Below are 12,875 nucleotides of genomic sequence, written 5' to 3'. Positions count from 1 at the left end.
GCTGACCTCCCGCGCCTCCCCCTCCGCGCCCCCCTTCGAGACCGGACGCCCCGCATGATCGCCGTCGACGACGGGGTGCCGGCGCCGCTCGGCGCGCATTTCGACGGGCGCGGCGTCAACTTCGCCCTGTTCTCCGAGCACGCCACCGCGGTCGACATCTGCCTGTTCGAGCCGGGCGAGCGGCACGAGACCCGCACGGTCCGGCTGCCGTGCCGGACCGACGACGTCTGGCACGGCTATCTGCGCGGGGTCCTGCCGGGGCAGCTCTACGGCTACCGGGTGCACGGGCCCTGGGACCCGGCCGCCGGGCACCGCTTCAACCCCTCGAAGCTGGTGCTCGATCCCTACGCCCGGGAGATCCGCGGCCGGATCCGCTGGCACGACGCGCTCTACGGGCACCGGGCGGGGCGGCGAGAGCCGGCGGGAGGACCGGATCGACCGGCGCGACAGCGCGGTCTACATGCCGAAATGCGTGGTCACCGCCCCCGAGGTGCCCGACCTCGCCCTCACGCCGGTGCGCCGGCCGCTCGCCGAGACGGTGGTGTACGAGGCCCACGTCAAGGCGCTGACCCGCACCCATCCCGACATCCCCGAGGCGGAGCGCGGCACCTACGCGGCGCTCGCCCACCCGGCGATCATCGACCACCTCGTGAAGCTCGGCGTGACCGCCCTGGAACTCCTGCCGATCCAGGCCTTCGCGGATGACCGCTTCCTGGTGGAGCGGGGCCTCGTCAACTTCTGGGGATATCAACCCGTCGGCTACTTCGCCCCGGACCCGCGCTACCTGGGGGAGGGGGGCCTCGGCAGCCTGAAGGCGGCGATCCGGGAGCTGAACGCCGCCGGGATCGAGACCTGGCTCGACGTGGTCTACAACCACACCGCCGAGGGCGACCATACCGGCCCGACCCTGTCGTTCCGCGGCATCGACAACGCCAGCTACTACAAGCTCGACACCGCCGACCCGCGCCGCACCATCGACTGCACCGGCTGCGGCAACACCTTCGACGTGAGCCACCCGCGGGTGATGCAGCTGGTGCTGGATTCCCTGCGCCACTGGGTGACCGCCTACGGGATCGCCGGCTTCCGCTTCGATCTCGCCTCCAGCCTCGGGCGCGCGCCGCTGGCCTTCAGCGCGCGGGCGGCCTTCTTCCAGGCGGTGGCGCAGGACCCGGTGCTCGCCCGGGTCAAGATGGTGGCCGAACCCTGGGACATCGGGGAGGGGGGCTACCAGCTCGGCGGCTATCCCCGCGGCTGGAGCGAGTGGAACGACAAGTTCCGCGACGCGACGCGCGGCTTCTGGAAGGGCGATTCCGGCACGCTCGCCAAGGTCACGCAGGGGCTGACCGGCTCGCGGGAGGTGTTCGCGCCGTCCGGGCGCTCGCCGCTGGCCAGCGTCAACTTCATCGCGAGCCACGACGGCTACACGCTCGCCGACACGGTGGCGTACGAGGAAAAGCACAACGCGGCCAACGGCGAGGACAACCGCGACGGCCATAACCACAACGTCAGCCGCAACTACGGCGTCGAGGGCGACACCGACGATGCGGCCATCCTGGCGGTCCGTGCCCGGCAGAAGCGCAACATGCTGGCCACCGTGATTCTGGCCCAGGGTGTGCCGATGCTGCTGATGGGCGACGAGCGCTCCCGCAGCCAGGGCGGCAACAACAACGCCTACGCCCAGGACAATCCGACGAGCTGGATGGATTGGAGCGTCGATCCCGACCCCGCGCTCACGGGGTTCGTGGCCAACCTGCTGGCCCTGCGCCACGCCCAGCCGGCCCTGTGCCGGCGGCGCTTCTTCACCGGCGCGCTGATCGATCCGGACGAGCCCCTGCGCGACGTGCACTGGCTGGCACCCGAGGGCACCGAGATGGAGGTGCGCCACTGGTCCGATGACGGGCTCCAGGTCTTCGGCATGCAGATCGGCAACGACGGCGGGCCGGGCGACCGCCTGCTGATGCTGTTCAACGCCGGAGAGGGGGCCGTCACGTTCCGCCTCGTCCCGGTGGTGGGCGGACCGTGGAGGCCGGTCTTCGACACCGGCGCGCCGGAGGGCGCGCTTCCGCCGGACGCCGCATCCTACGAAGCGGGAGCCGCGGTGCCGCTGCCCGGCCGCACGGTCCTGGTGCTGACGGCGGCCGGGACGGAGAACGGGAGCCGGGGCGGGTGGGTGCCGGGGTGACAGGGGCAAAACCGTTCGAGGATGAGATCGGTGACCGCCCCACGGGCTCTCCCGCCCCCCTCCGCGGGGGAGGGTGACGCGCGCGCGCCATCCCCCAATTGCCACACACCGCATCCGCCATAGCTGCACTGCGGGAACCGGATCGACCCCGGGGCCTTCTCCCACGACAGATGAGCCTGCCGCGCTTGCGCTCCGCGCGGCCAACGACGAGGACGGTGGCCCGATGCGGCGCGCCCACAGCATGGAATTCGGGGCCGAGATGGTCGAGGGCGGCGTCCGCTTCGCCCTCTGGGCGCCCACCGCCCAGAGCGTGGACCTCGTCGTCGACGGTGTCGACCACCCGCTGCCCGAATCCGGCGGCGGCTGGCGGCGCACCGCCCTGCCCGGCGTGAAGCCCGGCGCCCGCTACGGCTTCCGCATCGACGGCGACCTGATCGCCCCCGATCCCGCCTCCCGCTTCCAGCCCGACGACGTCTCGGGCTTGAGCGAGGTGATCGACCCGCGCGCCTTCGAATGGTCCGACGAGGCCTGGGCCGGGCGGCCCTTCGAGGAGGCGGTGATCTACGAGTGCCATGTCGGCACGGCGACGCCGGAGGGCACCTATGCCGGTCTGCAGGGCCGCCTGCCCGACCTCAAGGCGCTGGGCGTCACCGCCATCGAATTGCTGCCGCTCGCCGACTTCAAGGGCTCGCGCAACTGGGGCTATGACGGCGTCCAACCCTACGCCCCCGACGGCGCCTACGGCCGCCCGGACGACCTCAAGCGCCTGATCGACGCCGCCCACGGGCTCGGGCTGATGGTCTACCTCGACGCGGTCTACAACCATTTCGGCCCGGCCGGGAACTACCTCCACGCCTACGCCAAGACCTTCTTCACCGAGCGCCACCAGACGCCCTGGGGCGCGGGCATCAACTTCGACGGCAAGGAGAGCGGCGCCACGGTGCGCCAGTACTTCATCCAGAACGCCCTGTACTGGCTGGAGGAGTACCGCTTCGACGGCCTGCGCTTCGACGCCGTCCACGCGATCCTCGACGATTCGCCCCGCCACTTCCTGGCCGAACTCGGCGAGACGATCCGGAGAACCTTCCCCGACCGGCAGATCCACCTGATGCTGGAGAACGAGGCCAACCAGGCCCGCTGGCTGGAGCGGGACGCCGCCGGGCGCCCGAAGATGCACGACGCGCAGTGGGCCGACGACCTGCACCATTGCTGGCACGTCCTGCTGACGGGCGAGGACGCCGGCTACTATAAAAGCTTTGCCGACAAACCGGTCGCCCACCTCGCCCGCTGCCTCGCGGAGGGCTTTGCGTATCAGGGCGAACCGTTCTCGACCCTCGGCAACCATCCCCGCGGCGAACCCTCCGGGCACCTGCCGCCCTCCGCCTTCGTGACCTTCCTGCAGAACCACGATCAGGTCGGCAACCGGGCGCTCGGCGAGCGGCTCAACCATCTGGCCGATCCCAAGAAACTCGACCTTGCGCGGGCCGGGTTCCTGCTGGCGCCGCAGATTCCGATGCTCTGGATGGGCGAAGAATGGTCGGCCTCGGCGCCGTTCCTGTTCTTCGTCGACTTCGCGCCGGACGAGGCGCTGAACAAAGCGGTGCGCGACGGCCGCCGCCGGGAGTTCAAGAGCTTCGCGGCGTTCGCGGACGACACCTCCAAGATACCCGATCCGACCGAGGCCGAAACCTTCGCGGCGTCCAAGCTCGACTGGTCGGAGCGGGAGCGCTCGCCCCACCGGGAGGTGCTGGCCGACACGACCCGGCTGCTCTCCATACGCCGCGATGTGGTCGTGCCCCTGGCGAAGTCCGGCTACGACGGCGCCGCCGCCACGATGCCGCGGGCGGACGTGGTCGACTGCACGTGGCGCTTCGGCACCGGTACCCTGCGCTTCGTCGCCAATGTCGGCGCTGCGGCCTTCGCGCTGGATCCGGGCGGCGCCCGTGTGGTCTGGACCAACGCCCCGGACGGGGCCGGACGCGATCTGCCCTCCTGGACCGGCGTGTTCCTGACGGAGCCCCGCGCGTGAGCCTTCTCGAAAGACTCGCCGATCTCGTCGGCGTCGCATCCGGCTACACGGACGCCTTCGGCAAGCCTGTCGAGACGCCGCCGGAGGTGCGGCGCGGCCTGCTGGCGGCCCTCGGATTCGCGGTGGAGGACGAGGCGGCGATCGCCGGGAGCCTGGCGCAAGTCGAGCACCTGCGCCGCGGCCTGATCCCGCCGCTCCTGCCCGTGGAGGCCCGCCGGGCCGCCCGGGTGCCGGTGCGCCTGCAGGACGGTGCGCCCCATACCCTGGTCTGGCGCCTCGTGGACGAGCGCGGCACCGCCCGCGAGGGGCGGGCGAACCCGCAAGGGGCGGAGCCGGGCTTCGAGCTGCCGCCGCTGACGCCGGGCTATCACCGCCTCACCGTGCAGGCCGGGCAGAGCCGCACCGAGGCCTGGGTGATCGCCGCGCCGCAGCGCTGCTGGCGCCCGCGCCCCTACACGGAGGAGGGGGCCTCCGACTGGGGGCTCGCCGCCCAGCTCTACGGCCTGCGCTCGGCCACCAATATCGGCATCGGCACCTACGCGGATGCCGGCGAGGCCGCCCGCGAGGCCGCCCTGCGCGGGGCGGCCTTTTTGGGGCTGAGCCCGGTCCACGCCCTGTTCGGCTCCGACCGGACCAAGATCTCGCCCTACTCGCCGTCCTCGCGCCTGTTCCTGGAGACCCTGTTCATCGCGCCGCGCAGCCTGCCGGGGCTCGCGGGCTCCCGGGCCGAGGCGCTGCTGGCCGAGCGCGCGGACGCGATCACGGCGCTGCGGGAGGCGGCCCTCGTCGACCACCAGGGCGTCCACGACGTGCTCGACCCGGTGCTCCGGGCCCTCTGGGCCGAGTCGCCGGCCCGGGCCGGCACCGATGCGGGCTTCGCGCGCTTCCGCCAGGAGGGCGGCGAGGATCTCGAATCGCACGCCCTGTTCGAGGCGCTGTCCGAGCATTTCCGCGGGCAGGGGGCGCACTGGCTGGGCGACTGGCCGGAGGATTACCGCCGCGCCGGCACCGACGCGGTGCGGGCCTTCGCGGCGGAGAACGCGGAGCTCGTCGGCTACCACGCGTGGCTGCAATACCTCGCCGACCGGCAGCTCGCCGAGGCCTCCGCGGCGGCGCTGGGTGCCGGCATGCGGGTCGGGCTCTACCGCGACCTCGCGGTCGGCGCCGACCGGGGCGGATCCGAGATCTGGTCCCATCCCGAGCGCTTCGCCGACAAGGTCTCCATCGGCGCGCCGCCGGACCTGCTGGCGCCCAAGGGCCAGAACTGGGGCCTACCGGCCTTCGACCCGCTGGCGATGGAGCGCGACGGGCTCGCGGCCTTCCGCGCCCTGGTCCAGGCCAACATGCGCCACGCCGGCGCGATCCGGATCGACCACGCCTTCCAGCTCGCCCGCCTGTTCCTGATCCCGCTGGGGGCAGGGGCCCAGGCCGGAGCCTACGTGGCCATGCCGTTCGAGCCGATGCTGGCGGTGCTGCGGCTGGAGAGCCACCGCAACAAGTGCCTCGTCATCGCGGAGGATCTCGGCACGGCGCCCGAGGGTTTTTCCGACGCGCTGATGCGGGCCGGTGTGCTGAGCTACCGGATCCTCGCCTTCGAGCGCGAGGGCGACGGGCGGTTCAAACCGCCCTCGGCCTATCCGCGCGACGCGCTGACCGCCATCACCACCCACGACCTGCCGACTTTCGTCGGCTGGTGGCGCGGGGTCGACACCGACACCCGCCAGTCGCTCGGCCTCTACGACCAGGAGCGGGCCGAGGCCGAGCGGGGCGAGCGGGTGGTGGAACGCCGCCGCCTCGCCGAGGCGCTGGCGGCCGAGCAGCTGCTGCCCGCCGCCGAGCCCCCGGATTCCGCGCCCTTCGAGGCGGCCGCCCGCTACCTCGCCCGGGCGCCCGCGATGCTCACCGCCGTCCAGTACGAGGACGTGGTCTCGGAACTCGCCCAGGCCAACGTGCCGGGCTCGACCGAGGGCTACCCGAACTGGCGGCGCAAGCTCGACCGGGACCTCGTGGACATCGCCGCCCCCGGCGGCCCCCTGGCGAAGCTCGCGGCCGCCCTCTCGGCCGAAGCGCGCGGCCCGCGCTCGGGCGCCGCGCGCCTCGCCGCGCCGCCGCCGCGGTCGACCTACCGGCTGCAGTTCCACAAGGACTTCACCTTCGCGGATGCGGGCCGGATCGTCCCCTACCTGCGCCGGCTCGGGATCAGCCACGTCTACGCCTCGCCGCTCCAGACGGCGCGGCCCGGCTCGACCCACGGCTACGACATCGTCGACCACGGCGCGATCAACCCGGAACTCGGCGGCGAAGAGGGCTTCATCCGGCTCTCCGAGACGCTGCACGCCCACGGGATGAAGCTGCTGCTCGACATCGTCCCGAACCACATGGGCGTCGGCGGCGCCGACAACCCGTGGTGGCTCTCGGTGCTTGAATGGGGCTCGCTGTCGCCGTTCGCCGACGCCTTCGACATCGACTGGCAGCGGCTCGGGGCCGGGCGCAACCTCGTGATCCCGTTCCTCGGCGACCGCTACGGCGAAGCCCTGGAGAAGGGCACGCTGGAGCTGAAATTCGACCCCGACAAGGGCGCCTTCAGCGTCTGGCACTACGAGCACCAGCTGCCGATCCGCCCCTTGAGCTACCCGACGATCCTCAACCGGGTGATCGCCGCCATCGGGGCCGTGGACGACGACACCACCGCGGAATTGCTCGCCATCTCCGAGCGGCTGCGGGCGATGTCCATCGACCCCGACGAGACCCGCAGAAGGAGCTTTCCTGAGGAGGCCGAGGGCCTGAAGCGCCGGCTCGCCGAGATCTACGGCGTGTCGCCGCTGATCCAGGAGGCCACCGCCAGCACGCTGGCGCTGCTCAACGGCTTCAAGGGCCGCCCGGACAGTTTCGGGCCGCTGCACCGGCTGCTGGAGGCGCAGGCCTACCGGCTGGCCCACTGGCGGGTGGCGTCGAGCGACATCAACTACCGCCGCTTCTTCGACGTGAATTCTCTGGCCGGGCTACGGGTCGAGCTGTCCGACATCTTCCACCGCTCGCACGAGACCGTGTTCCGGCACGTCCGCGAGGGCCGGATCGACGGCCTGCGCATCGACCACATCGACGGCCTCGCCGACCCGCTGGGCTACGCGCGGGCGCTCCAGGCGGCGGTCGGACCGGGCTTCTACGTGGTGGTGGAAAAGATCCTGGAGCCGGGCGAGCGGCTGCGGCCCTGGCCGGTCGCCGGGACCACGGGCTACGACGTCCTCAACCAGCTCGACGGGATCCTGGTCGACAAGTCCCGGCGCGGGAAGGTCGAGCGGCTCTACACCTGGGCCACGGGCTTCGACGAGCCCTACGGCTTCCAGCTCCGCGCCGCCAAGGCCGAGATCCTGGAGATCAGCTTCGCGAGCGAATTGGAGGTGCTGACCTCCGACCTGAAGGAGGTCGCCGACGCCGACCGGCGCACCCGCGACTTCACCGTCAACGCGCTGCGCCGGGCGCTGATCGAGATCATCGCGCGCTTCCCGACCTACCGCAGCTACCTGCCGCCGGAGCTGGAGGAGGGGGAGGTCGAGCCCGAGGACGTGCGCCTGATCGAGGGGGCCGTCGCCAAGGCCAAGCGCTGGTCGAGCCTGCCGGACCGCTCGGTCCACGACTTCGCCGCCGACGTCCTGCTCGGGCGGATCGAGACGTCGGGCCCCGGCCGGCCGGACCCGCGGGTTGCCCTGCGCTTCCGCCGCCGGTTCCAGCAGCTCACCGGCCCGGTCATGGCCAAGAGCCTGGAGGACACGCTGTTCTACCGCTACGCCTGTCTCCTCGGCCTCAACGAGGTCGGCGGCGATCCGGGCGAGTACGGCATCGACGCCGAGCACTTCCACGACCTCCAGACCGCCCGCGCCCGCGACTGGCCGAGCGCCATGATCACCACCGCGACCCACGACACCAAGCGCGGCGAGGATGCCCGCACGCGGCTCCTCGCCCTCTCGGAGATCCCCGAGGAATGGGCCAAGGCCTGGGACCTGTGGCAGCGGACGGCCGGTCCCCACCTCGCGCGCATCGACGGCGAGCCGGCCCCCGACGCCAACGACCAGTGGATGTTCTTCCAGGCGATCCTGGGCGCCTGGCCGCTGGAGCTTCTGGAGCGGGATGAGCCCGGGGCGATCGAGGCTTTCCGCGATCGTCTGATCGCCTATGGCGAGAAGGCCATGCGCGAGGGCAAGCGCCGGTCGAGCTGGGTCAACGTCGACGACGTCTACGAGGGCGCGGTCCGGAAGCTGTTTACGGCGCTGATCGCCCCGGGCTCGGATTTCTTGGCGGAGCTCCGGCCCTTCGCCCGGCGGCTCGCCCATCTCGGCATGCTGGCGAGCCTCGGCCGGACGGTCCTGAAATGCACCCTGCCGGGCCTTCCCGACACCTACCAGGGCACGGAAATCTGGGACTTCTCCTTCGTCGATCCCGACAACCGCCGCCCGGTGGACTACCCGGCCCTGGAGCGGATGCTGGAAGAGGGCGGCGAACCGGCGGCGCTTCTGGCGCACTGGCCGGACGGGCGGGTCAAGCAGGCGACCCTGACGCGGCTCCTCGCCGAGCGGTCCGAACGCCCGGATTTTTATGCGAGCGCCGCCTACGAGCCGGTCGACGCGACGGGTCCGCGCGCCGACCACGTGCTCGCCTACCGGCGGACCGATCCCGGCCAGGAGGGCGGCGACCTGTTCGTGGCGGTGCCGCGGCTGGTGGCGGGCTTCGTCGGGGAGGCGGTCTGGTCGGGGGAGGCCTTCGCGGGCACCCGGGTCGATCTCGGCGCGGGGACCCGCTGGCGGGATCTCGCGACGGGGCGGGTGATCGAAGGGCAGGGGGAAGGCGACGGGGCCGATCTCGGCACCCTCCTGCGCGACCTGCCCTACGCGATGCTGCGGCGGGACGCGTGATCCCTTTGTCGTCGCGGGCGCAGCGAAGCGATCCAGGGACACGCGACCTCGGCAGGCGTGGCGCTTCTGGATTGCTTCGCTGCGCTCGCAGGGACGGCGGCGGTCGGGGTGTTTCGACCTGCTCTCCCTCCGCAGCCGTGTCACGCAACTCTGCTGAGACATGTCGGGCCGATCCGCGCGGCACACCCGCGCGGTTCGGGCGTTACGACACAGGGAAGGGGAGCCGAGGGGCCGCATGAACGCACCGACCAAAGCCGCCGCGACGTCCGGAGCCGAGGCCGTCCTGCCGGCCTCGCTCGCGCCCCGGGCCGAGGGGCCGCGGATCTACAACCTGTTCCCGCTCCTGGTCGGGCGCGTCGCGGACTGGACCGCCGAATTGCCGCGGATCGCGGCCCTCGGCTTCGACTGGATCTACCTCAACCCGTTCCACCAGACCGGCGGATCGAAGAGCCTCTACGCGGTGGCCGATCCGGAGCGGCTGGACGAGCGCTTCCGCGACCCCGACGGCACGCCGGACGACGAACAGATCCGCCGCTTCTGCACCGCCGCACAGGCGCTGGGCCTGTCGGTGATGACCGACCTCGTGATCAACCACACCGCCGACGACGCGCGGCTCGCCACCGAGCGGCCCGACCTGTTTATGAAGGAGCCCGACGGCTCGATCATGCACCCGGCCGCCGTCGACCCGGACGACCCGTCGATCCGCACCGTCTGGGGTGATCTGGCCGAGCTCGACTATCACACGCCGGCCGCCCGGGACACGCTGACCCGGATCTGGGGCGCCTACGTGGCGCATCTCCAGGGGCTCGGCGTGAAGGGCTTCCGGTGCGACGCCGCCTACAAGGTGCCGCCGGAGACGTGGCGGGTGCTGATCGGGCAGGCCAAAGAGCGCGACGCTGCCTGCCTGTTCGCCGCCGAAACGCTAGGCTGCACCTTCGAGGAGGCCCGGGCCACGGCCGGCGCCGGCTTCGACTACCTGTTCAACTCCTTCGCGTGGTGGGACCTGAAGAAGCCCTGGGCGCTGGAGCAGTACGAGCGCCTGCGGGTGCTCGCCCCCTCCATCGCCTTCCCCGAGAACCACGACATGAAGCGGCTGGCCGCCGACATCGGCGGCGGCCCCGAGGCCGTGGCGCAGCACCTGCGCACCCGCTACGCGCTGGCCGCCTTCTTCTCGGCGGGCGTGCTGATGCCGATCGGCTACGAGTGGGGCTACCGCCGGGCGCTGCACGTGGTCGAGACCACCCCGCGTGACCGCGAGAACGAGACCGGCATCGACATCTCCGCGTCCATCCGGGCGATCAACGCCCTGCGGGCGGAGCTGCCGGCCGCCAACGTCGAGGGCGCGCAGGTCCGGATCTCATCCCCCGACAGCGATCTCGTGGCGCTCGCCCGCTTCGACACCGGCCACCCGGCCTCGGCCCGGCACGGGCTGATCGTGCTCTACAACCCGACCGACAAGCCGGTGCCGGTGGAGGCCGGCGCGCTCATCGCCCGCACCGGCGGCCTGCTCGGCGCCTTCGTCGACCGGACGCCCGAGGCCGAGCCGATCGCCTTCCACCCCGGCAGCGCCATCGACCTGATGCCCGGCGAGCTGCGCATCCTCGCCGCCAACGCCCAGGAGGTCGCCCGGCTTCCCGCCCGCGGGATCCCGGACGGCGAGGGCCGGGTGGTGATCGAGGCGGTGAGCCCCGAACTCGACGGCGGCCGCTCGGCGGTGAAGCGGATCGTCGGCGAGTCCCTGCGGGTCGAGGCCGACATCTTCTCCGACGGCCACGAGATCATTGACGCCGCGATCCTGTCGCGGGTCGCCGGCAGCGACAAGTCCGGCGGCGAGACCTGGCGCGAGGACCCGATGGTCTTCGTCGACAACGACCGCTGGGCCGGGCACTTCCCCCTGGAGCGGAACGCCCGCTACGAGTTCACCCTGATCGCGTGGCGCGACGCGTTCTCGTCCTGGGTGCGCGACACCCTGAAGAAGCGCGCCGCCGGCGTCGACGTCCGCCTGGAGACGATCGAGGGCGTGGCGCTGGTCGGGACCGCCGCCTCCCTGGCGCGCACCCGGGGCGGCCGCGACGCCGAGCGCCTCGCCGCGCTCGTGGCGGCGCTCGCCGCCGAGGAGACCGGCTCGGCCGCCCAGCTCGACCGGATCCTCCAGCCCGACGCGTCGCGCCTCGTGCGCCGGAACGCCGAGCGGGTGAACCTCACCCGGTATCCCGTGACCCTGCCGGTGATCGCCGACCGCCTCGCGGCCCGGTTCTCCGCCTGGTACGAGATCTTCCCGCGCTCCCAGTCGATGGACGTGAATCGCCACGGCACCTTCGACGACGTCATCCGGCGCCTGCCCGAGATCCGCGAGCTCGGCTTCGACGTCCTCTACTTCACGCCGATCCATCCCGTGGGCCGCACCAACCGCAAGGGGAAGAACAACACCCTCAAGGCCGAGCCCGGCGATGTCGGCTCGGTCTACGCGGTGGGCTCGGAGGAGGGCGGCCACGAGGCCGTGCACCCGGACCTCGGCACGCTCGCGGATTTCGAGCGGCTGGTCGCGGCGAGCCACGCCTACGGGATGGAGATCGCCCTCGACTTCGCGATCCAGTGCTCGCCCGACCATCCCTGGATCAAGAACCACCCGGAATGGTTCGAGTGGCGCCCCGACGGCACGCTGAAATTCGCCGAGAACCCGCCGAAGAAGTACGAGGACATCTCGAACGTCCATTTCTACGGCGGTGCCCTGCCCTCGCTCTGGATCGAATTGCGCGACATCCTGCTCGGCTGGTGCGCCCGGGGCGTGCGCATCTTCCGGGTCGACAACCCGCACACCAAGCCGATCCCGTTCTGGGAATGGGTGATCGGCGAGGTCAACGGCCGCTATCCGGACGCGATCTTCCTCGCCGAGGCCTTCACCCGGCCGAAGATGATGAAGAAGCTCGCCAAGGCCGGCTACCAGCAGAGCTACACCTACTTCACGTGGCGCAACACCAAGCAGGAACTGACCGACTACGCCCTGGAGCTGGCCGGCGAGATGGGCGAGTATTACCGCCCGAATTTCTTCGCCAACACGCCCGACATCAACCCGTACTTCCTCCAGACCAGCGGGCGCGCGGGCTTCGTCATCCGCGGCACGCTCGCCGCGACCCTCTCGTCGGTCTACGGCATCTACAACGGCTTCGAGCTGTGCGAGGCCGCGCCGTACCCGGGCAAGGAGGAGTACCTCAACTCGGAAAAGTACGAGCTGAAGGCCTGGGACTACGACCGGCCCGGCAACATCCGCGAGCACATCGTCAAGCTCAACAGGATCCGGCGCGAGAATCCCGCCCTCTGGGACTTCCGCAACGTCACCTTCACGGGCGCCTGGAACGATCAGATCATCGCCTACGCCAAGGCGACGCCGGAGCGCGACAACTGCATCTTCACCATGGTCAACCTCGATCCGAAGAACCGCCAGGAATGCACCTACGAGGTGCCGCTCTGGCTGTTCGGCTTGCCCGATGACGGGGCCGTCGAGGTCGAGGATCTGCTGCAGGGCTACCGGTTCGAGCTGCGCGGCAAGACCCACCGGATCGCCCTCGACCCGGCGGAGCGGTCCTGCGTCATCTGGCGCCTCCGGGCGCCGCGGCGGGTTGCGGGCTGAGGCCGCCCGTGGCACTCGACCATGACACGTGAGACCGGCGGCGGCTTGTCCGTCGCCGACCATTGCACCCCGCGCGGCGGCCCACCGCCCGCGTCCCGGCCGGTCCCCCCGCCGGTTCCGTCA

3 protein-coding genes and 1 pseudogene are annotated in these 12,875 nt (G+C 71.6%); all 4 read left to right on the top strand.

The window, feature by feature from the left end; all coding sequences use genetic code 11:
* The first annotated feature begins 54 nt into the window (after positions 1–54).
* The 4 genes and pseudogenes from glgX to MMSR116_RS30695 all read left to right on the top strand — a co-directional run bounded on the left by glgX (position 55) and on the right by MMSR116_RS30695 (position 12,752).
* A pseudogene (gene glgX, locus MMSR116_RS30710) lies at positions 55–2,182 on the top strand (glycogen debranching protein GlgX).
* A gap of 223 nt (positions 2,183–2,405) precedes the next feature.
* Positions 2,406–4,211, top strand: a complete 1,806-nt coding sequence (treZ, locus tag MMSR116_RS30705) for a malto-oligosyltrehalose trehalohydrolase (protein WP_010687036.1) — start codon at positions 2,406–2,408, stop codon at positions 4,209–4,211.
* Positions 4,208–9,121 (top strand): malto-oligosyltrehalose synthase, encoded by a 4,914-nt coding sequence (locus MMSR116_RS30700; RefSeq protein WP_010687037.1) that lies wholly within the window; start codon positions 4,208–4,210, stop codon positions 9,119–9,121. Before treZ ends, MMSR116_RS30700 begins: the two co-directional genes overlap by 4 nt.
* A 235-nt stretch (positions 9,122–9,356) precedes the next feature.
* Positions 9,357–12,752 carry a maltotransferase domain-containing protein gene (locus tag MMSR116_RS30695; protein WP_010687038.1) on the top strand — a complete coding sequence of 1,132 codons (3,396 nt, stop codon included), beginning with the start codon at positions 9,357–9,359 and terminating at the stop codon, positions 12,750–12,752.
* Positions 12,753–12,875: the final 123 nt, after the last annotated feature.

The organism is Methylobacterium mesophilicum SR1.6/6 (assembly GCF_000364445.2).
GTDB classification, from domain to species: domain Bacteria; phylum Pseudomonadota; class Alphaproteobacteria; order Rhizobiales; family Beijerinckiaceae; genus Methylobacterium; species Methylobacterium mesophilicum_A.
This window is presented reverse-complemented; position numbering and strand designations above follow the sequence as displayed.